The 20,167-nt window shown below is 66.0% G+C and carries 21 protein-coding genes; 7 read left to right on the forward strand and 14 right to left on the reverse strand.

Features of this window, described 5'->3' with window-relative positions; all coding sequences use genetic code 11:
• The first annotated feature begins 48 nt into the window (after positions 1 to 48).
• Together EP007_RS02965 and EP007_RS02970 are read left to right on the forward strand one after the other, a co-directional pair.
• On the forward strand, positions 49 to 648 hold the full coding sequence (locus EP007_RS02965; RefSeq protein WP_128476232.1) for a GNAT family N-acetyltransferase: 600 nt from the start codon (positions 49 to 51) through the stop codon (positions 646 to 648).
• Positions 649 to 663: 15 nt separating this feature from the next.
• Entirely contained in the window at positions 664 to 891 is a 228-nt protein-coding gene (locus tag EP007_RS02970) for a DUF7385 family protein (RefSeq protein ID WP_128476233.1), read from the forward strand.
• 15 nt (positions 892 to 906) lie between these two features.
• Here EP007_RS02970 and EP007_RS02975 read toward each other — a convergent pair whose 3' ends face one another.
• Positions 907 to 2,091, reverse strand: coding sequence for a metal-dependent hydrolase family protein (locus tag EP007_RS02975; protein WP_128476234.1), 1,185 nt, complete (start codon positions 2,089 to 2,091; stop codon positions 907 to 909).
• A 134-nt stretch (positions 2,092 to 2,225) separates the two neighbouring features.
• Here EP007_RS02975 and EP007_RS02980 point away from each other — a divergent pair, with 134 nt between their 5' ends.
• Positions 2,226 to 2,819 carry a transporter gene (locus tag EP007_RS02980; protein ID WP_128476235.1) on the forward strand — a complete coding sequence of 198 codons (594 nt, stop codon included), beginning with the start codon at positions 2,226 to 2,228 and terminating at the stop codon, positions 2,817 to 2,819.
• Positions 2,820 to 3,181: 362 nt separating this feature from the next.
• On the opposite strand, the gene EP007_RS02985 is transcribed toward EP007_RS02980, so the two are convergent.
• On the reverse strand, positions 3,182 to 3,799 hold the full coding sequence (locus EP007_RS02985; RefSeq protein WP_128476236.1) for a GNAT family N-acetyltransferase: 618 nt from the start codon (positions 3,797 to 3,799) through the stop codon (positions 3,182 to 3,184).
• Between the two features lie 130 nt (positions 3,800 to 3,929).
• Complete coding sequence (locus EP007_RS02990) at positions 3,930 to 4,511, reverse strand: transcription elongation protein SprT (RefSeq protein WP_166035638.1); 582 nt, start codon at positions 4,509 to 4,511, stop codon at positions 3,930 to 3,932.
• Positions 4,512 to 4,657: 146 nt separating this feature from the next.
• Here EP007_RS02990 and EP007_RS02995 point away from each other — a divergent pair, with 146 nt between their 5' ends.
• Positions 4,658 to 4,948 carry a hypothetical protein gene (locus EP007_RS02995; protein WP_128476237.1) on the forward strand — a complete coding sequence of 97 codons (291 nt, stop codon included), beginning with the start codon at positions 4,658 to 4,660 and terminating at the stop codon, positions 4,946 to 4,948.
• A gap of 267 nt (positions 4,949 to 5,215) precedes the next feature.
• Here EP007_RS02995 and EP007_RS03000 read toward each other — a convergent pair whose 3' ends face one another.
• From EP007_RS03000 to EP007_RS03035, 8 genes are all read right to left on the reverse strand, one after another.
• Positions 5,216 to 6,259, reverse strand: a complete 1,044-nt coding sequence (locus EP007_RS03000; protein ID WP_128476238.1) for a deoxyhypusine synthase — start codon at positions 6,257 to 6,259, stop codon at positions 5,216 to 5,218.
• 78 nt (positions 6,260 to 6,337) lie between these two features.
• The gene (locus EP007_RS03005) at positions 6,338 to 7,069 is read right to left on the reverse strand and encodes a bacteriorhodopsin (RefSeq protein ID WP_243700436.1); all 732 of its coding nucleotides are present in this window, start codon (positions 7,067 to 7,069) and stop codon (positions 6,338 to 6,340) included.
• Positions 7,066 to 9,279: a methyl-accepting chemotaxis protein gene (locus EP007_RS03010; protein WP_166035416.1), complete on the reverse strand. Its 2,214-nt coding sequence runs from the start codon at positions 9,277 to 9,279 to the stop codon at positions 7,066 to 7,068. The genes EP007_RS03005 and EP007_RS03010 overlap by 4 nt, the downstream gene beginning before the upstream one ends.
• A gap of 515 nt (positions 9,280 to 9,794) precedes the next feature.
• Positions 9,795 to 10,562 carry a Nif3-like dinuclear metal center hexameric protein gene (locus tag EP007_RS03015; protein WP_128476240.1) on the reverse strand — a complete coding sequence of 256 codons (768 nt, stop codon included), beginning with the start codon at positions 10,560 to 10,562 and terminating at the stop codon, positions 9,795 to 9,797.
• A gap of 107 nt (positions 10,563 to 10,669) precedes the next feature.
• A complete protein-coding gene (speB, locus tag EP007_RS03020) occupies positions 10,670 to 11,500 on the reverse strand; it encodes an agmatinase (protein WP_128476241.1) in 831 nt (276 codons plus the stop codon).
• The gene (locus EP007_RS03025; RefSeq protein WP_128476242.1) at positions 11,501 to 11,881 is read right to left on the reverse strand and encodes a translation initiation factor IF-5A; all 381 of its coding nucleotides are present in this window, start codon (positions 11,879 to 11,881) and stop codon (positions 11,501 to 11,503) included. It abuts the gene before it with no gap.
• Positions 11,882 to 12,011: 130 nt separating this feature from the next.
• Positions 12,012 to 12,281 (reverse strand): hypothetical protein, encoded by a 270-nt coding sequence (locus tag EP007_RS03030; RefSeq protein ID WP_128476243.1) that lies wholly within the window; start codon positions 12,279 to 12,281, stop codon positions 12,012 to 12,014.
• A gap of 283 nt (positions 12,282 to 12,564) precedes the next feature.
• Positions 12,565 to 13,653: an aminotransferase class I/II-fold pyridoxal phosphate-dependent enzyme gene (locus tag EP007_RS03035; RefSeq protein ID WP_128476244.1), complete on the reverse strand. Its 1,089-nt coding sequence runs from the start codon at positions 13,651 to 13,653 to the stop codon at positions 12,565 to 12,567.
• A 110-nt stretch (positions 13,654 to 13,763) separates the two neighbouring features.
• Here EP007_RS03035 and EP007_RS03040 point away from each other — a divergent pair, with 110 nt between their 5' ends.
• Positions 13,764 to 15,170: a DUF6498-containing protein gene (locus EP007_RS03040; protein WP_128476245.1), complete on the forward strand. Its 1,407-nt coding sequence runs from the start codon at positions 13,764 to 13,766 to the stop codon at positions 15,168 to 15,170.
• A 41-nt stretch (positions 15,171 to 15,211) separates the two neighbouring features.
• Here EP007_RS03040 and EP007_RS03045 read toward each other — a convergent pair whose 3' ends face one another.
• The 3 genes from EP007_RS03045 to EP007_RS03055 all read right to left on the reverse strand — a co-directional run bounded on the left by EP007_RS03045 (position 15,212) and on the right by EP007_RS03055 (position 18,355).
• On the reverse strand, positions 15,212 to 16,129 hold the full coding sequence (locus EP007_RS03045) for a ZIP family metal transporter (protein ID WP_128476246.1): 918 nt from the start codon (positions 16,127 to 16,129) through the stop codon (positions 15,212 to 15,214).
• A 186-nt stretch (positions 16,130 to 16,315) separates the two neighbouring features.
• Positions 16,316 to 17,989: an ABC1 kinase family protein gene (locus tag EP007_RS03050; RefSeq protein WP_128476247.1), complete on the reverse strand. Its 1,674-nt coding sequence runs from the start codon at positions 17,987 to 17,989 to the stop codon at positions 16,316 to 16,318.
• Between the two features lie 9 nt (positions 17,990 to 17,998).
• Entirely contained in the window at positions 17,999 to 18,355 is a 357-nt protein-coding gene (locus EP007_RS03055) for an Hsp20/alpha crystallin family protein (RefSeq protein WP_128476248.1), read from the reverse strand.
• Positions 18,356 to 18,477: 122 nt separating this feature from the next.
• On the opposite strand from EP007_RS03055, the gene EP007_RS03060 reads away from it, so the two are divergent.
• Both EP007_RS03060 and EP007_RS03065 read left to right on the forward strand, forming a co-directional pair.
• Positions 18,478 to 18,843, forward strand: coding sequence for an aminoglycoside phosphotransferase (locus EP007_RS03060; RefSeq protein WP_128476249.1), 366 nt, complete (start codon positions 18,478 to 18,480; stop codon positions 18,841 to 18,843).
• Between the two features lie 59 nt (positions 18,844 to 18,902).
• Positions 18,903 to 20,150 (forward strand): molybdopterin molybdotransferase MoeA, encoded by a 1,248-nt coding sequence (locus EP007_RS03065; RefSeq protein WP_128476250.1) that lies wholly within the window; start codon positions 18,903 to 18,905, stop codon positions 20,148 to 20,150.
• Positions 20,151 to 20,167: the final 17 nt, after the last annotated feature.

The following is a 20,167-nucleotide window of genomic DNA, read 5'->3' on the forward strand; positions in this document are numbered from 1 at the left end:
ACACACGCTCGGGGAACGCTTTTGCCACCGGTCTCCGACACGTCCGACATGTTCCCGGAGCGCATCGAGACCGACCGGCTCGTCCTCGAACCGCTGACGCCCCAGAACGTGGACGTATTGGATTTCTACCCTCACGCGTCCCACCGGAATCCCCACATCGAGGAGATAACCGAGTACCTGTCGTGGGACCCTCACCAGACCCCGAAGGAGACCAGAGAGTTCCTTGACTCGCAGGCCGAAGTGTGGGACGCGGGCGAGGTCGCCAACTACGTCGTTCGACCAAAAGAGGGCGAGGACGGGGCGGGCGAAATCGCGGGCGCGGCCGGACTCCATCCCGACTGGGAGCGCCGGACCGGCATCCTTGGGACGTGGCTCCGCAAGCCGTTCTGGGGCCGTGGCTACTCGGGCGAGCGCGCCGCCGCCCTGATGGAGGTCGCCTTCGACCGACTCGACCTCGAAGTCGTCGCGGTCTCGCACCACGCGGACAACGAGAAATCGCGGCGGGCCATCGAGCGATACGTCGAGCGATTCGGCGGCCAGTGCGAAGGACTCCTCCGGAACTTCGAAACCTCGCCCGATGGGCCGGTGGACGCATACCGCTACACCGTCACGCGCGAGCAGTGGGTCGAAGCGACGAAGGAGGACTGAGGAGAACACCCGACCATGCCCGAACGATTCGACGTTCACGACCACCGCCACGCGCTGAAACTTCACAGGGACACCGGCCAGACCCAACTCTGGGAGAACCGGAAAGAACTGGACTGTCCGGCCTGCGAGGACCCCTTCGCCGACCTCCTGATTTCGGAGAAGCGCCAAAACAGCTTCAACGCGCCAGAGAGTCGGTTCTGCGTCGTCCGCGAGGAAGGCCGGATTCTGGTCTTCACGCACTGAGTCCGATTTTGCGGACTACTCCGCGAGTCTGTCGAGCGCGGTCCCGGCGACGACCTCCCCGCCTTTGACGACTGTCTCGGGTTCGCCGAGCGCCGAGAGGTCCGCGAGCGGGTCGTCGTCCACCACGAGGAAGTCGGCAAAGGAGTCGGCTTCGAGCGTGCCCGCGTCGTCCAGTCCGATGACTTCGGCCGCGCGGCCGGTCATCGCCACGAGCGCGTCGTGGGGGTCCATCCCGTACTCGGCCATAAAGGAGATTTCCGTGGCGTTCGCGCCGTGGTAGTTGAACGGCGTCCCCGCGTCGGTGCCGCCCGCGATGTCCACGCCCGCCTCGACCGCCGCCGAGAACGACTCGATGTGGCGCTCGTACACGTCGTTGGTCTTCTGGAGCGCCTCGTCGGTCGCGTGGTCGGCGTTGCGAACGATGCGGTAGGGGGCCGAGAGCGTCGGGACGAGAACCACGTCCTCGGCCACGAGCAGGTCGATAGTCGCCTCGTCGAGGAACGTGCCGTGTTCGATGGTGTCCACGCCCGCGCGGACGGCGGCGCGGACGCCCTCGCCGCCGTGGGCGTGGGCCGCGACGTGGACGCCACGGCGGTGGGCCTCGTCCACCAAGGCGTCCATCTCTTCTTGGGTGAACGCCGGGGAGTTCGGGTCCGTGCCGGGCGTCGTCACCCCGCCGGTCGCCATGAACTTGATGAACTGCGCGCCCCGCTTGACCTGCTCGCGGACCGCCTTCCGGCACTCGGTCGGACCGTCCACTTCCCGGCCGAGGTGGTGGCCGTGCCCGCCCGTGATGGTGATGGAGCGACAGTTGGCGACCATCCGCGGACCGGGCACGTCGCCGCAGGCGACGTGTTCGGCAAGCACCACGTCGAGGTCGCGGGCACCCATCGCGCGGACGCTGGTCACCCCCGCTTCGAGCGTTTCGCGGGCGTTGACGGTCTCGGTCAGCATCAACTCAGCGTCGCTCATCGACACCACGTCGTCCACGCTGGCCTCGCCTGAGAGCGAGAAGTGGACGTGGGCGTCCACGATGCCCGGAACTATCGTCTTCCCTCCGAGGTCGTAGGTCGGTTCGTTCTTTGTCGGGTCGGCGTCGCCGACGGTCTCGACGCGCCCCGATTCCGGGTCGAACTGGAGCGCGGCGTCGTCGTGAACGTCGCCGGTCCCGTCGATGACTCGGGCGTCACGGAGAATCATATGGTGGATGTTCCCAGTCGGCGCTCTTGAATCCCGCGACTCACCCAGCGGGACCGGCCGCGAGGGCGGCCGACGTGTCGTTTCACTGTCTCCCGGCCACAAGACACTCCTGCCGTCGGCGGAACGCCCTGACTATGACTACCGCAGAAGACGCGTCTCTCACGACCGACGGCGGGGGTCGGCGCGCCACGCTGGTCCGCGGCGCGGTCGCTGGTCTCGGCGCGTGGATGCTCGGCTATCTCGTCACGTACGTCTCGAAATCGCAAGCCATCTCGGAGGCGCTCCGGGGCATCGGGTTCGTCTCGCAACTGCTCGGCGGCGAGACGATTCCGGCGTGGAAAGGGGTCTCGTGGCTCTTCTTGAACGCCCACGTCGTCGCCACGAAGTTCCCGACCATCACGGGCGGGACTCAGACCGCGAACTTCGTGACCGGCGAGGAGGGGTCGGCGCTCCTGCTCGCGCTCCCGGTCGTCGTCCTGCTCGCGGCCGGAGTGGTCACCGCGTACGGGCGACCCGGCGGTGCGGTCGAGCGCGCGAAGGTGGGCGCGACGGTGGCGCTGGGCTATCTCCCGCTGTCGGCCGGGGTTGCGCTGGTCGCTACCCACAGTGTCGGCGACACTGACGCCGCCATCGCGGCCGACCCAGTGACCGCGATTCTGCTCGCTGGCGCGGTCTACCCGCTGGTTCTCGGTGCCCTCGGCGGCGCGCTGAGTAGCGTAGCGGAGTAGGTCAGGCGGACGCTCGGTGCGTTTCCAACTCTCGGCGCGCGCTGGCGAACCCTCGTGGTTCGCCAACACGCGCGAGGGACGAACGACCGAGTGAAGCGAGGGAGTGCGGAGGTTGGGGAGGTGTGAGGCACGCGCTCGACGCCACGGGCCACTGGCAGACGCTCGGCGACGAATCCCGCCGTGTGGGTGGACTGAAAGGGGCCGCCCGCTCGCGCTTGCTTGGTCGTCTCTGCGGGCAACTATTTCCGCGCGGGCAGTGCAGAGAGCGCGGAAATATCCCGCAGAACGACCGCGAGCGGGCGGGGGCTTTCTAAAACATCTTCCAGATATTTCCGCCGTAGGCCACCGTATCGAGGCGTTCCCTACTCCAACTTTCGGGCGACCATCTCGCCCCAGTGTTCGAAGCCGTGGCGGTCGTAGAACGCCTGTGCGCGGTCGTTCTTGCGGTCCACGTCCAGCACGAGGCGGTCGAGCGGGAGGTCTTGGTCCTCGGCCAGTTCGACCGCGGCGTTCATCAGGTCGTCCGCGAGGTCCGTGCCGCGGAACTCCGGCCGGACGTAAATCTCGTTCAGGACCGCGGCGTCCCAAATCATCGCCAACTGCTGGGGCAGGACGAAGACGTAGCCCGCCAGCGCGGGGTCGTCGGCATCCTCCGCCGTTTCTTGAGAATCCTCTGTATTGCTTTTAGCTCTCTTTGCATTGCTTTCAGCGTTCTCTGCATTGCTTTCACTTTTCTCCGGGTTTCCGTCACCCGTCTCGACCTCGGCGACGGTCACGCACCGCGGGTCGTGTTTCGTACACCAAAACACCCAGTCGAGGTAGCGCTCGCCGTACTCCTCGGTCAGTTTCCCCTCGTAGACGGCCTGCTTGTCGTCGCCGCCCGTTCCCGAGCCGAGTCCCAACTCGAAGGCGCGCTTGAGGTCCCAGAGGTCTCGGGGGTCGCGGTCGGGGTCGTACGGACGGAGTCGCGTGTCGGTCATGGTCCGGGCTTCGTGAGAGAGGGTGTTAGCGGTTGCGAGTCGGAACGGCGCTGCTCGGGAGTTGGTGGAGACTGGCACGCCTCAGAGATTGGGACCGTTCGGCACCGCAACCGCACAGCACCCCGAGGCATCACACCCCTCCGGTCTCCTCCGGTCCCGAACAGACTACCGACGCGCCACAGCACGACGACCGATACTGCTCGCACTCTCGTACCAGTTTACACTCGCGGTACCGGCGTCCGACCACGGTCCCGCAATCGGCGCAGGTCAGGACGTACTTCGGGTCCGCGAACGGCGGGCACCGAACCGTCGCGTCCACCGCGGCGGCGCGCTCCCGGAACGCTTCCCCGTGGTCGGTTGTGCCGAACCGCTGGAACTGCTCGACGTGAACGAGTTCGTGGCGGAGGGTCGCGGTCCACTCGCCCACATCGAACGACTCGAAGGCGCGCCACGTCAGCGACAGCGTGCAGGTCCGGAGGTCGTCGTGCGGGACGCCCGCGCGCTCGGCCGCGGCCCGCCAGTCCACCGGGTCGCCGACCTCGGCATCCGGAATCTTGGGGCGCTTGACCGCGGCGGCCCGGCGTTTCGCGCGAGTCGAGACCTCCCAGTCGAGCAGGGAGAACGAAACGTCGAGGTCGTACTCGCGGGTCGCCTCCCGGCAGTACGCCCGAGACCCGAGAATCAACTCCTCGTGGGTCTCGGCGTGGGCCAGCGCCCGGACCGTCGGCGACTGCTCGGGGTCGTCGTCGGGCGCGAGGCGGCGGGTGTTGCTCGTCACAGTCTCCTTGGCGGCCCCGACGAACCCCGCCCTCAAGAGTCCCCCGAACGACTAACTCGGCGGCAACCCTACACATCGACATGGCGACGGACGCCGACGCGGACGACGAGGTTCGAGTCTGGCTCGTCGAGCGCACCTATTCGGACGACGAGCAGAACCTCGTCATCCTCGTCTACGCGACGCCGGACGGGGAGCGGTACTTCCGGAAGGAGCGCGCTCTGACCAGTTTCTCGGACGAGCGCGACACCACCGCGGCGATGTCGGTGGCCGCGGACAACCTCGGCACCGTGGACGACCCCGGCGAGCGCGAACAGTACGCCGCCGAAGCCTCGCGGATGGCGGACCTGCACGACCCCGAGGACGTGATTTGATTTCCGTCCGGTGGGATTACACTGCTGGTAGCGTCCGGAAGAACGGCCGCGAAATCGGCGTGAACGAGTCGTAGAAAGCCCCCGCCCGCTCGCGGTCGCTCACCGACATCTCCGACGGACGTAGTTGCGTCGGAGAGTGGTCGGTGAGGCGACCAAACCCTTCGGGCGCGACCGGGCGGCCCCTTTCAGTCCACCCAAACGTAATCTGTGTCGCCGAGCGCCTTTCGGTGGATTGTGTCACCGAGCGCCGGAGTCGGAACGTTCCGCTCACTCGCCCATTCGCTCGCGGGCCGCCGCGACCACCAGCGGGAGCGTAATCGTCGCGTCGGCGTAGACACTCGCGTTCCGGGCGGCCTTCTCCAACTTGCCCCACGAGCGCGCCTCGTCGAGGGTCGCGCCCGAGAGACCGCCGGTCTGGGGCGGGTCCATCGTCAACTGGACCGCGTAGTCGTAGGCCTCCGGCGAGACCAGCATCGTCTGGAGGACGTAGTTTTTCGGGACGCCGCCGCCGACGACCATCGCGCCCGCCTTTTCGGCCTCAAAGGCTTGGTCGGTGATGGTCGTCATGTCAGCCAGCGCGTCGAGCGTAAAGTCGGAAGTCTGGGAGTACATCCACGCTTGCAGGCCCAGCACCGAGTCTTGAATCGCCGGGCAGTAAATCGGCACGTCGCTCTCGAAGGCCGCGGCCGCGAGGCCCGCGCCCTCTTCGACGCCCTCGCGCTCGTTGACCTCGCTGTTGGCCCGGCCCAGCGCCTCGGTCAAGCGCCGGATGCTGACCGCGCCCTCACCTTCGACCGCGGGGAAGACCTCCGAGCGCAGGTGGTTCTCGAACAGCGCGAAGTGTTCTTGGGGCAGGTAGACGTTGTAAATCCGGTCAACCTCCTCGTCGCGCAGTTGCTCGTCGTGGTCGCGCAGGCTCCGGTCCTCGCCGGGTTCTTCAGTTCCGTGGTGGTGCTTCCCGCCGATGGCCTCGATGGCGTCGTGGGTCAGGTTCGCGCCGGTCGTGACCAGCGCGTCGATGTGCCCGTCCCGGATGAGTTCCGCGACGATTCGCCGCATCCCGGTCGGCACCATCGCGCCAGCCAGCCCGAAGAAGTTCGTCACGTCGTCGTCGCCGAGCATCTCGGCGTAGATGTCCACGGCCTCGTGGATATCCGCCGCGCCGATGCCCGCGTCCCCGTACGAGTCGGCCAGTTCGCCGACCGTCATGCCCGCCCGAACCTCGGCGTGGCCGATGGGGTCGTGGTGGAACTCCTCGCGGTCGGGTTCGTGGTGGCCGTCGTGGGTCTCCTCCTCGTGGTCGTCAGTCATATCGGTTGCTGGTCCGCCCAGACGCTTGAACGCCGCGATTACGGAGCCGCGAGAGAAGGAGAGGGAACCGCCAGCGCGTCAGTCCGCCGCAGGTGCGCGCTCGTCGCCCGCGTCAGCGGGGTCGGTCAGCGCCGCCCCGGTCCGCAGTTGGTCGAGCGCGTCCGCCCCGTTGACCGCCATGAAGACGAATCCGACCTTACTGATGAGGTCGAGATAGGTGACGACCATCACCTCGGTCCCGGTCTGTACCAGGCCGAACCCGAGCGGTCCGAGAATCCAGACCACCGGGTAGATTGTCCAGAGGACGACGGTTAGGTTCCGAAGCTTCTGGAACACCGCGCTCACGCGGTCGCCGTGGAGATTCGCCTGTCGTGGCAGGACGGTCAACAGCAGGTACAGCAGGCCGACGTAGGTCACACAGCCGACCAGATACGCGACGTAGCTGTACGGTTCCGGGAGCAGGCCCGCGGCGACGCCCGACCCGATGACCAGCACGTCCACGCCGATTAGCGCGGAGTACACCTTCCGCTCGGGGCGACAGAGCATCCCCAGATACAGCACCAGCAGGGGTGTCGTCACCAGCCAGTCGAGATAGCGCGGCAGGTATAGCGAGCTGCCACCAATGGTCACTTTCCCGAGGTCGAACGCCATGGCGAGATACGCCACCGCGGCAAACCCGGTCACAGCCGCCAGCACCGCGTAGTGGCGCGAGTACCGGCGTTCGGTGAGGAGTCGCCACAGCGGGTAGACAGTTCCCACGGCCATACCGACCGTGCCGAGCCAGAACCAGATCGCGCCGAGGTCCATCATTGGTCGCTCACCTCCGCGCTCTGGAAGTCGGTGTCGTCCATCGGCCCGGCCCCGCGAGTCACGCGGAAATCGTCCAGTAGGCGCGACAGTTCGGCCGCGCGCTCTGCGAGGTCGTCGGCGTCGTCCCGGACCGCCGCCAGGGTCTCGGTCTGGGCGTCGGCGGCTTCCGTGACCGATTCGGCCTGACTCGTCGTCTCCTCGCTGATGGAGGCCACGTCGTCAACCATCTGGACGACCGCGGTCGAGGATTCGGCTTGGTCCTCGGTCGCTTCCTGTATCTCCTGAATCCGGGCGTCGGTCTCCTCGACGTACTCCGCGATTTCCTCCAGTGCGTCGATTGCGCCCTCAACCGTCTCGACTCCGGCGCTGATGCGCTCGCTGGTCTCGGACATGCCCTCGACGGATTGGGCAGTCTTCTCTTGGACGCGCTCGATGCGCCCCTCGATTTCGGCCGCCGACTCCTTGGTCTCCTCCGCGAGATTCTTCACCTCGTCGGCGACCACCGCGAAGCCGTCGCCCTCGGCGTCGGTTCGGGCGGCCTCGATGGAGGCGTTGAGCGCGAGCATGTTGGTCTGCTCGGCGATTTCGGTGATGACCTCCACGATGTCGCCGATGGCCTCCATCTCGGCGTCGAGTTCCTCGATTTCCGCGGCGGTCCGCTCGGTCTGGGCCTCGACGGCGTCCATCTCCGAGAGGGCCTCCTCGGCGGCGTCCTTGCCGAGTTCGCCCGCGGCCGCGGCCTGCTGGGAGGTCGCGGCCACGTCGTCCACGGTCGCGGCGACCTGTTGGGCGCTGGCCGAGAGGGTGTTCATCTCGCTGGCGACCTCGCCGAGTTGGTCGGTCTGGCGGGCCGCGCCCTGCGAGATTTCACCGACCGAGTCGCTGACCTCCTCGCCGGTGGCCATCATCTGCTCGGCGCTCCCCTCGACCTCCACGACGGCGTTCGAGACGTGGGAGGCGAACCGCTTGACGTTCGCCACCGTGCGCTCGATGTCGTCCAGCATGTCGTTGAGCGAGTCGCCGATGGCGACCATCGCCTCGCTCCGACTCTCCGTATCGACCCGAACACCGAGGTCGCCGTCTGCCGCCGCGTTCATCACGTCCTCGTAGTGGCTCGCCTTCGTTTCGAGGTGCGTGGAGAGGGCTTCGGCCTCCTCGCGCTGGCTCTCGGCCTCTTTGCGCGCGACCTCGGCGCTCTGACGGGCGTCTTCGGCGCTCTCGCGGGCTTGCTCGGCTTCCCGAATCTGCTCGCGCAGGGAGTCGCGCATCCGGGCGAACGAGTCGTACAGCGACCCGAACTCGTCGCGGCGGTTGGTCTCCAACTCGACTTGGAGGTCGCCGCCCGCCATCGCGTCGGCCTTCCGCGAGAGTTGCCGGAGCGAGATGACGGTGTTGCTGCCGACGGTCACGCCGACGAGCGCGAGACTCACGACCGACAGCAGGATGAGACCGAGGATGTTCGAGGTCACGGCGTCGCTCAGCGCGTACGCCTCGCTGGCGGGCGCATGGACGACGACGACCCAGTCGGCCGACTCCATCGGTGCGTACCCCATCAGCATGCCGCCGTCCATCCGGTCGAACCCGGATTTCCCTGCGAGACCGGCCTCGACAGCGGGGCTATCCCCGCTACCGTGGCCATCCAGCAGTTTGCTCTCGTCGGGGTGCGCAAGGTAGTTGCCCGACGAGTTGAGGACGACGGTGTAGCCGCCCTCGACGCCGCCGGTCAGCGACCGCGTGTGCTTCTCGATGTTCACCATGTAGATGACGCGTTCGTCCGGCCGGTCGGGAACCGGCGCGATGACCGCCACGACCGGGAAATCCACGACCGACACCTCGAACGGTTCCGAGACGTACACGTCCGACTCGTCCTCGAACGTCGGCGGGTCGGCGGCGAACGGCGCGTTCTGCTCGGCCGGACTCACGCCGACCATCTCGTCGCTCGAACTCGTCACGATAGTCTTCTCGGCGGCGTCGTAGTAGTGGACCGCGACGACGCCATCGGGAACGTTACCGTCGTCTACCAACCCCTTCAAGTGGCCCTGAATCCGGTCGGTGTCCCCGCTTTGGAACACCGAATGTTTGGCTGTCAGCCCGGTTTGCGTCTTCACGCTCGAGAGCCACGCGTCGAGGCTCTCGGCCCGTGAGTCGGACAGGGTTGTCAACTCCTCTTGCACGTCGTCGCGCACCTGCTCGGCGGTCTGTGCCTGCACCAACGCGCCGACCGCGACCGTTATGGCGACGACGGATACCAATGCGATAGCGAGTTTTAGCGCATAGCTCCGTTGTACTCGTCTCACAAATGCCCATCTGTGTCCCATTTTGGTTCTGCTCGAAAACGAATAAGTATTGGAGAAAAATAAGCGTAGGTGGTCGTATCATTGTTGATAATCGGCGTTTAGAACGCATCTCCGAGTCTTCGTCAGAAAACTGTAGTGCCAACTACCGCGAGGGCCCGCGTGGCGAGGGTCGGACGCCAGCGGCGGTTCAATTAGCCGTACCCGAAGGGTCGGCTGTCAGGGCCGATTGGCCGCGGCCCGTCTCCGCCGAGAACCGGTGCGTGACCATTGCTCCGGCAACCGTCGAGGGTTGTTGAAACCCGGCGGACATGTGGTTCAAGTTGAGTCGAGGGGGTTTTAATAGTATCTGTTTCGAATGTGTATTATAATCAACATTCTCTGCGTCGTCGCGGGGACTGCTCCTGTTTCGGCGAGCGGTCTGCGCTGTTTCAGAGACCGGTCGGCGCGTCGATATAGGTCGTTTCGAGACCCCAATCGTCGGCGAGCGCCTGCAAGGACTGCACGCCGAAGGTCTCGGTCGCGTAGTGGCCGCCGAGGAAGACGGTCAGTCCGGCCTCACGCGCCTCGTGGTAGGCCTTCTGCTTGCCCTCGCCCGTGATGAGCGCGTCCACGTCCTTCTCGATGGCCTCGTCGAGCCAATCGACGCCGCTCCCGGTCACGACGGCCACGTCCTCGACGTTCTCGGGACCGAAGTCGAGGACGCGCACGCCCTGCCCGAAGTGATCGAGTTCGGTTTCGAGAGTCTCGCGCAGGCGGTCAACCGGAATCGGGTCGCTCGCGCGCCCCCGCTGGCCGATGTGTTCCGGTCCCAACTCGCCGAACGGTTCGCGGTCCGCCAGTCCGAGCAGGTCGGCGATTCCGGCGGCGTTACCCAGTTCGGGGTGGGCGTCGAGCGGGAGATGCGAGACGTACAGCGCCACGTCGTTCTCGATGAGCGGCGCGATGCGGCCGTACTGGCGGCCGGTCACGCGCTCGATGCCGCCCCACGAGAGACCGTGGTGAGTGACCAGCAGGTCGGCACCGCCGTCGGCCGCGGCCTCGATGGTCTGCTCGGCGGCGTCCACCGCGAACGCGACGCTCTCGACCTCGTGCTCGTCGGGACCGACCTGCAAGCCGTTGGCGCTGGCGTCCACGTCGGCGAAGTCGCTCGTTCGGAGTTCGTCGTCGTACCGGGAGACGATTTCGGAGAGGTCCATGTTCGGCGTTTGTGTTCGGGAGGGTTTGTATCTGTATCACTGCTCCCGGCAGGAGTAGATACTCCCCGAAGAACGGACAACTCGGGCAGAGAAATCGCCACGCTCCGCTACTCCGAACTCGTCGCGTCCGCGAAGACGAATTCCCGGAGCAACTTCCCGGCGAGCGCGGCGGCCTGTCCGTCGTCGCGGTCGTTGACCTCCACCACGTCGAACCCCTCGACGAGTCCCGTGTCGGCCACCGCGCGAACCACGTCGCGCATCTCGCGGGGCGTCAGGCCGAACGGTTCCATCGTGCCCGTGCCGGGCGCGAAACCGGGGTCCGCGCCGTCGATGTCCACGCTAAGGTAGACCGACGGCGCGCGAGCGCCGTCGTCGGTCTCGAAGTCGGGCGACCAGTCGCCCACGTCCTCGGGTGCCACGACCGTCACGTCCGACTCGCTGGCGCGCTCGTACTCCGCTTCGCTCCCGGTTCGCGCCCCCAGAATCACGGCTTCGTCGGCCGCCTCGAGCGCGTGTCGGGTCACGGTCGCGTGGCTCAACTCGTTGCCGTCGTACTCCTCGCGGAGGTCCAGATGCGCATCGAGACAGACGAACACGTCGGGGTCCACGGCGCGGACGCCAGCGACCGTGACAGTGTGTTCGCCTCCGAGCAGAAGCGGTACGGCGTCGTCGCGCACTGCATCCGTGGCGACGCCGCCGAGGTAGTCGAGGTATTCGGCGGCGTCGTCCCACGCTCGCACGTCGCCGTGGTCGTGGACCGCGAGGTCAGAAAAGCGTCTGTCGGCGCGCGCGTCGTAGTCGTCATAGCTCCGGGCGAAGCGACGGATGCGCTCCGGTCCGAATCGCGCGCCGGGTTGAAACGTCGTGGAAACGTCGAGGGGCGCGCCGACGACCACGTATTCGGCCGCCTCGCGGTCGGTGGACGCGCCGGGGAACATCTATTCGAGAATCTTGCGCTGGTCGTCCATTTCGAGGTACTCGATTTCGTCGTCTGGCGAGAGCGAGGTGTCACCGGGCGTCTTGATGGTGATAGTCTCGTAGGTTTCGAGGTCCATGACCTGTGCCACGTCGTCGCTCTCGACGGAGACAATCTGGCCCTGTTTGCGGTTGATGATGGGCACCCAAATCTTCGCGTCAACGGGCTGAGAGAGACTACGCTTCTTGCCGTCGAAGACGCCCTCGGCGTCGATTCGGGCCTTCGCGCTGCCGTGCTTGCCGGGCTTGGCCGTGCTGTAGGAGTTTATTTCGCACGCTGCCTCTTCGATCATCACGTAGTTACCTTCCTGCAGGTCTCGTACTTCCTTCTGCTCTTTTGCCATATGGCCGGATAGCAGATGAGACGGTATAAACAGTTTGGAATGCGTTTTCCCCGCGTTCCGTCATTTCGACCCCGCAATCATTTCGGGTAGACAGGTACCCTCTGTGCAGACGAGTCACCCGTGAAGACAACTACTCCGACTGGTAGCCGTGGCCCGCGACGAGCGCCACGGCGTGGGCCGCGACGAGGACGCCGAGCGACACCCGTTCGATGCCGGGAATCCCGCCAGCCAGCACCGGGACGTAGAGGAGCGGGAGCAGGACCGCCGACCAGAATCCGGCGAACTGGAACGGCGACGCCAGCGCGTCGAGCGCCGAGCGAACGTCGAAGTCGTCGGCGATTCGGTCGTCGGTCAGTTCGTCCGTGAGGGGCGTGTCGAGAGTGGAGGGGGCGTTCGACATTGGGGTGGTCACCTATCTCTCGCTTTGACCCCTAACCCCATATAAAGGGCAGAGCGTTAGCAGCAATTCACGTCTTTCATCACCGACCCGCAGTTTTTCGTCGGTTTTACGCGATCATCTTGACGTTTTACGACGCGTTTAAAATGCTCTATAAATTTTAAAACGTACTCTCAGCTAGTCTCTCACAAAACCCAACGTCTTGGCATGACTTCTCGTCACAGGGCCGCGAACGTCCCGGTTCGAGGTCGAACCGGGACGTTCGCGCGCTCGTGAGACCGACTGCTCAGGCGCGGCGCTCGATGCAGTCGCCGACGCGCGCGAGTCCTTCCTCCAGTTCGTCGGTCGGCAGGCCGAACCCGATGCGGAAGTAGTCGTCGTAGCCGAACAGGTCGCCCGGCGCGAGGACGACGCTGGCCTCTTCGACGACCGTCGCGCAGAAGTCCACGCTCCCGTCGAAGCCTTCGGGCACCGAGATGAATCCGTTGACGCCCACGGGGTCGTACCACGAGAGGTCGTGGCGAGTCACGAACTCCCGGACGCGCTCGCGGTTGTGCGCGGCGAGTTCGCGGTTCTCGGCCAGAATCGCGTCCTCGCGCTCGCCGAGCGCCTGTCGGGCGAGGTGTTGGCCGAACAACGAGGGCGAGATGGTCGTGTAGTCTTTCCACTGCCACGCCCGTTCGATGACCTCCGAAGGTCCCGCAATCCACCCGAACCGCAGGCCAGCGAGACCGTACGCCTTCGTCAAACTGGTCGTGCTGATGCCGTACTCGCCCATGCTCGCCACGGGCGGGAGCGGGTCCGACGACAGCAGGCGGTACACCTCGTCACACAGCAGGTAGGCGTCCGCGTCGGCGGCGAGGTCGTAGAGCGCCCGCACTTTCTCTTCGGGGTGGTAGCGCCCGGTCGGGTTGTTCGGGTTGTTCAGCACCACGACCGACGTTTCCGGGCGAATCGCGTCCGCGACGGCGTCCACGTCGAGTTCCCAGTTCGGCGGTTCGAGCGGGACCCGAGTCACGTCCCCGATTGCCTCCGGCACAGCGTGGAGCGCCTGATACGTCGGCGTGACGACGACGGCGTGGCTCTCGCCGCTCGCGCTATTTCCGCCGTCCAGCAGCGACAGGAACGCGAGGAAGTTGGCCTCCTGCGCGCCGCAGGTGAACAGCACTTCGTCGGTCCCGCGGTCGTAGCGGTCGGCGACTTGCTCACGGAGTTCCGGGTCCCCGTTGGTCGGGATGACGTAGCCGAGTTTGCCGGGGTTCAGGTCGAACCGGTCGGCCTCCAGACTCCGGATGCCGCTCTCGGCGAGCATGATGTCGGCCTCGTGTTCGTACTTGGCGAACCAGCGTTCGAGTTCGAAGGGCGCGATGTCCATACCGAAGCCTCGTCGCCAGCGAGGGTAAAGACACGGGAAGGCTGAACTCCGGAACCCGGACCTGACAACGCTCCGCCACACCTAAGTCGTCTACCTCTTTTCGGGCCAGTATGAAGAGTCGGGCGAGCGCGGTCCTCGGACACGGTGCCCGAGCGGCGCTGCTCGTCGGCGGGAACGCGCTCCCGCTGGTCGGCGTGCTGGTCTGGGAGTGGAACCTCGCGGCGTTGCTCGTCCTCTACGGTATCGAGGGCGTCGTCACCGCGGTGTTCGCCGCGCTGAAGACGCTATTCGCCGAACAAGTTCCGAGCGCGAAGTTCGGTAGCACCGACCTCCCGTTCTCGGAACTGCTGGACAAGCGCGGCGGCGTCGCGTTTCGAGAGGGATGGCCGCCTGTCTACCCGCGAAACTTGCCGTTCGCGCTCGGGATGGCCGGGAGTTTCCTGTTCGTCTGGGTCGGAATCGCCGTCCTCGTGCTGGCGGACTTCCTGCTCTCGGCGTCGGCCGCGCTCCCGGCGACGGTCCTACTCTCGGCGGTCGGACTGGTCGCAGCGCGCGCAAATGAGTTCCGCACCGAGTACATCGGACGGGCGGAGTACACCGACGTTTCCGCGCGCGCGGCCGGTTCGTCCGCCGCTCGGCAGATGATTCTGGTCGTCTTGCTCCTGCCGTTGCTCGCCGTGGTGGACGAATCGCGCGCCGCGGGGACCGTCCTGTTGATGGTCATCGTCGCGGTCAAGACACTCGCCGACGCGTACGGCTTCTGGGTTGACCACCTTGAGAAAGAACCGCTCCGCATCGGCGAGTGGGTTTTCGGCAATGTCGAGACCGGCGACCCGCCGCCGAGCATCGACGCGCCCGAGAGCGCGCCCGACGAGCGCGTCCGGACCGACACCTCGGCCGTGCTGTTCACCAGTCTGATTCCGGTCGCGCTCGTGCTCTTGACTCGGGGCGGAATCATCCTGATACTGCTCTCGGCGCTGTTGTTCCTCGTGGTCGGTCTCTGGGCGCTTCTCGCGGCCGCGGTCGTACTCGCCGTCGTCGTAACCCCCAGCGTGTTGGTTCATTACGCCCGCTTTGGGACCCTCGAATACCAACGTCGGGGCGATGCGCTTGTCTGCTACGACACGTTGCTCGACGCGCCCCAGTGGGTCTGTCCGGTCGAGGAAATCCGGGACCCTTCGGCCCGGCGTCGCATCACGAGCAGACTGTTCGGAACGACCGTCGTCGAGTTCGCCGACGACTCCGGTGAGTCGTATCGCCTCGGTCCCGTCTCCGACGCCGACGCCGCCATCGAACGTCTCGGTTTCCCCGAGTTCGACACGAGTCAGGACGACCCGAACCGACAGATAGCGGCGGCCGCGCTCGGTCTGGCCTGCTTCTTTCTCGCCATCCCCGCGGTGCTGTATCTCGCTCCTGTCGCCTCGGAGGCCGAAGCGGTCGCGGTCGCGTTCATCATGATTCCGACGATGGCGATGGTCGTCGCGCCGTTGCTCTGGGTCTCGCTGTACAACGCTTGACAAGCGCTTCCGAACTCACCGAGAGGAAACGAACCAACGCCTCAGACGTACATCAACGGAATCATGGCGACGACCCCGGCCGCCAGTCCGGCGAGCAGTTCCCGGCGGCCCCCGCCGGGGAGTTCCGCGCCGGTCTCCAGCGCCTCGGGAATGAACTCGGTGAGGACGAGGTATATCATCGCGCCCGCGGCGAACCCGAACCCGAAGGGGAGGAACGACTCGGCCCACCGGACGAACGCGAAGGCCACGACCGCGCCGATGGGTTGGGGGAGACTGGAGAACACCGCCGCGCCGACCATCCGCCACTTGCTCACGTCCATCGCGCGCATCGGGATGGCGATGGCGGTCCCCTCCGGCACGTTGTGGATGGAGATGGCGACGGTCATGAACACCGCGAGGAGGGGGACGGTGAAGCCCAAAATCGAGAGACCGCCCTCCAGACCCAACTCCGCGAACGAGACGCCGACTGCGACGCCCTCGGGGAAACTGTGGACCGTCAGGATGCCGAGGATGAGGACGAGTTTCTTGAGGTCGCCCTCCGCGAACGCTTCGGCCTCCATCGCGTGTTCGTCGTGGTCGTGACCCCCGCCGTCGGCGTGGACGGCCTCCGCGTCGCCAGCGCCGTGGTCGTGAGCGGCGTGGTCGTCTTCCTCCTCTTCCTCGCTACCGAGGTCGATGGCGTCGAGCGCTCGGTCTGCGACTTCCACGAGGACGACGCCCGCGAGCAGGCCGCCGACCATCAGCGTCGGAAAGCCGCCCGCCGTGTAGGCCAGCCCTTCGTTTATCAGGCCGAACAGCGACGCCGACACCATGATTCCCGACGCGATTCCCCACAGCGCCACGTTCCAGCGGTCGCTGAAGTCATCGACCACGAAGAACGGGAGCGCGCCGAGTCCCGTCGCCAGCGCCGTCACGAGGCCCGCGACGAACACCAGCACGAGATTTTCGACTCCTACCATGTGCATCTCTTCTCACCACCGTCCAAAAAGACTTTCCAAAATCAAAAATTAGTTTTTGGCTATCCTAAAACCAGTGCGCGTCGTCGCTCTCGGCAGAGCACACCATCGAGTATCAGCGGGTAGTTACCGAAAACGCGCCGCGCGTTCTCTGGGAACGCCGACGTGGTCGTCCACACCGCGGCGGCGTCACTCCCCGCCGCGGCGCTGTCGCATCTCGTGGCGGGTGAACTGGGGCGTCACTCGGGTCCCCTTCTGCCCGCGGAAGTTCTTGTAGAGCAGGGCGGCGACGCCGAACGAGAAGACACCCGCGACCCCCGCGGCCTCGACGTTGGTCAGCGCGTAGAGGAACGCGGTCGAGAACACGCCCGAGGCGAGCATCATGCCGTAGACGAGTCGCTTGGCTAGCTTCTCGAACACGTCGTTGCCGTCTTCCACGTCGGCGCGGACGTAGAAGTCGTCGCGCTCGATGCGGTCGAGGGTGTTCTCCAACTTGGGCGGGACCCGGACCGACGACTGGATGGAGCGCTGAATCTGGTCGCCGGTCTCGCTGGCGAACTGCTTTATCGACTCCTCGCGGTAGCCCTGCTCGGTCAGGTAGTCGGTCGCCACCGAGATGAAGTCGAAGCCGGGGTCGAGCGTCACGCAGACCCCTTCGACAACGGTGGCGACCCGCAGGACCAGCGCGAGGTTCGAGGGGAGTCGCAGGGGGAACTCGTAGATGGTATCCTCGACCTGCTCGACTATCTGTTGGACCCGGTAGTTCTCGATGTCCTCGCCGCGGGCGTCCTCGATGGCCAACTCCATCACATTCCCCATCGTCTTGCGGTCGGCCTCCGGGCTGAGAGTACCCATCTCCACGAGCGCGTCCAAGATGGCGTCGATGTCTTGGTTCGCCACGCCGATGTAGAACTCGATTATCTTGTTCTGGATGAACTCGTCTACCCGGCCCGACATCCCGAAGTCGTAGAAGACGATGGTGCCGTCGGATTGGACGGCAAGGTTGCCGGGATGGGGGTCGGCGTGGAACACGCCGTCTTCCAGCATCATCTGGAGGTACGCCTCTTGGAGGTTGACCGCGAGCTGGTGGCGGTCCACGCCCACCGCGTCCAGTTCCTCCACGTCGTTTATTTTCGTGCCCGTGATGTAGTCCATCGTCAGCACGCGCGACCCGGAGTGGGAATCTATCACTGCGGGAATCGCCACGTTGTCGTTGCCCTCGAAGTTCGACCGAATCTCGGTGAGCATCGCGGCTTCGCGCTCGTAGTCCATCTCCTGTCGAATCGTGCGGTCGAACTCGTCGGCGAGGTTGTCCAGCGAGAACGCCCGTGCCTGCCCGATGAATCGCATCAGGATGGGGAGCGACCACTGGATGACCCGGAGGTCGGCGTTGACCAGTTCCTCGATACCCGGTCGCCGGATCTTCACGGCGACCTCTTCGCCGTCGATTTCGGCGGTGTAGACCTGTCCGAGACTCGCACCGGAGATAGCGTCGGTGTCGAACTCGTCGAAATGCTCCTCGATGGGTCCCACTTCGTCTTCGAGGACCGCGCGCGCCTCCGCCCAGTCGGCGGGGGGCACCTCGTCTTGGAGCTTCGACAACTCGTCAACGTACTCGGGCGGCAGGATGTCCGGGCGCGTCGAGAGCAGTTGGCCGAGTTTGATGAACGTCGGCCCGAGCGTGAGCAGCGACTCCAGCAGGGTGTTGGCGCGCTCGACGCGCGTCTGGCTATCGACCCGGCGCGACCGTCCGAACAGCAGGAACCGGCGACGGTCGCGGGCGTAACTCAGCAACAGCGGCAGGAAGTGGTACGCGACGACGAAGAATCGCCGGTACGCACGAAGATTACCCAGTGTGACCACCTCGCGGCGTCACCGACTCTCGATGGGGATTTCTCGTTCGGGTGCCGCCTCGCGCTTCGGGAGGCGAATCTCCAACACGCCGCGGTCGATGGTCGCCTCCGCGTCCGCCCCTGTGGCGTCCGGCGGGAGCGGCAGGTCGGCGTCGAGGAACAGCGACCGCTCCTCTTGGAGGTAGGAGTACGACATCGGTACGTCCTTCTCGCGGCGCGCCTCGATTTCGAGTCGCCCGTCGGTGACGCCCACGTCCACCGTCTCGTCGTTGACTCCCGGCACGTCGATGACCAACAGGTAGGCGTCGTCGCTCTCCAGCAAGTCGGCGAACACCGCGTCCGGCAACTCTCGCATGGCTTCACGAAGCGCTGACATACCTGCGTCTTAGGACGGAAGGGCGAAAAAGGGTGTGGTCGCGGTCTGGGCGGCGAGGCTCTGGACGGCGCGTCAATCGAAACACGACAGTGATATGTTCCGAGAGCGAGCTATCGCTGTCAATGAGCCGGGAGGAAGGTGACGACTCCGAGAGAAACAGTTTGGCGCGACTCCGGTTTGGATTGCAGGTGTTGTTCGCAGTCGCCTTCGCGGTCCTGTTCGTCGTGGTCGGGGCGACACCCGGCGAGTGGGGTCTCCCGCTCGGCGTCACGCTGGCGGCCTTCTTCGTGTACTGGATATTTCGTGAGCAGATCGAACGGCACCTGACCGGTCCGCAGGAGTGGGGATTGTTCGCACTTTCGGGCGTTCTCGTGGTCGCCGCCGCCATCGTAGAGGGTGCCGAACTCACTGATGGCATGCTTCTCAGTCTAATCAGCTTCCTCGGCGTCTCCGTGATATTCAGCTATCGAGCCATCAAGCGTCGGTGATTTCTCGGTCGAGAGGACACTCCCACACGTTTTTGCCCGCTGACGGCCGATTTTCACTCATGACCGAAGAGCAACCGGACCGAAAGCGGTCCGGGTTCAAGGACAAGACGCGCGTTGGCGAGGCCCGCGAGCGCCTGCTCGACGCCGTCACGTCTCACGACCGGACCGAGGAGGTGCGACTTGCCGCCGCGGACGACCGGGTGCTGGTCGAGGAAGTCGTCGCCGCGCGAAACGTTCCTCACTACCCGCGGGCCGCGATGGACGGCTACGCGGTCCGCGCCGAGGACACCTTCGGCGCGAGCGACCGCTCGCCGGAGGTGCTTCGGAGCACGGGCGCGGCCGACGACGCCGACGAAGTGCCCACCAAGGGTGCAGTCCGCGTCCACACCGGGAGCGAACTGCCCGAGGGCGCGGACGCTGTGGTGATGATAGAGCAGGTAGACGAATTCGGCTCCGAAGTCGAAATCTTCGACGCCGTCGCAGAGGGCGAGAACGTCGCGCCGGTCGGCGAGGACGTGGAGTCGGGCCAGCACCTCTACGCCCCCGGCCACCGCCTCCGGCCCTCCGATTTGGGACTGCTGAAGTCCGTCGGCGTGGAGTCGGTCGCAGTCCGCGAGCGGCCGACGGTCGGCGTGATTCCCACCGGCGAGGAACTGGTTCAGTCCGACCCCGGTCCCGGCGAAGTCGTCGAGACCAACGGGCTGACCGTCTCACAGTACGTCGAGCGGTGGGGCGGGCAAGCGATCTACCGCGACGTGGTGACCGACGACCCCGACGCGCTCCGGGCGGCCATCCAGCGCGACCTGACCAAGGACGTTGTGGTCACGACCGGCGGGTCGTCGGTCGGCGAGCGCGACCTGCTCCCCGAAGTCCTCTCGGACCTCGGGGAAATTCTGTTCCACGGCGTCGCCCTGAAGCCGGGCCACCCTGTCGCGGTGGGCGTCGTCGAGGAGACACCCATCATCGCGCTCCCCGGCTATCCGGTTGCGTGCATCGTCAACGCGGTCCAGTTCCTCCGGCCCGCGCTGAAGGCGGTCGGCGGGCTTCCCTGCCGGTCGTTCCCGACGACGGCGGCGCGACTCGACCGGAAGATTCGGAGCGAACCGGGAATCCGGACGTTCGCGCGGGTGCAACTTGACGAGGGCGGAGAGACCGGAGAAACGACCGCTACGCCGACCAGAGCCTCCGGGTCGGGCGTCCTGTCGAGCGTCGCGCTCGCGGACGGCTGGGTCGAAGTGCCGGAGGGCCGCGAGGGGATTCCCGCGGGCGAGACCGTCGCTGTACAGGACTGGGAGTGGTCAGCGTGACCGAACCAGATGCCAAT

The organism is Halorussus pelagicus, assembly GCF_004087835.1.
GTDB classification, from domain to species: domain Archaea; phylum Halobacteriota; class Halobacteria; order Halobacteriales; family Haladaptataceae; genus Halorussus; species Halorussus pelagicus.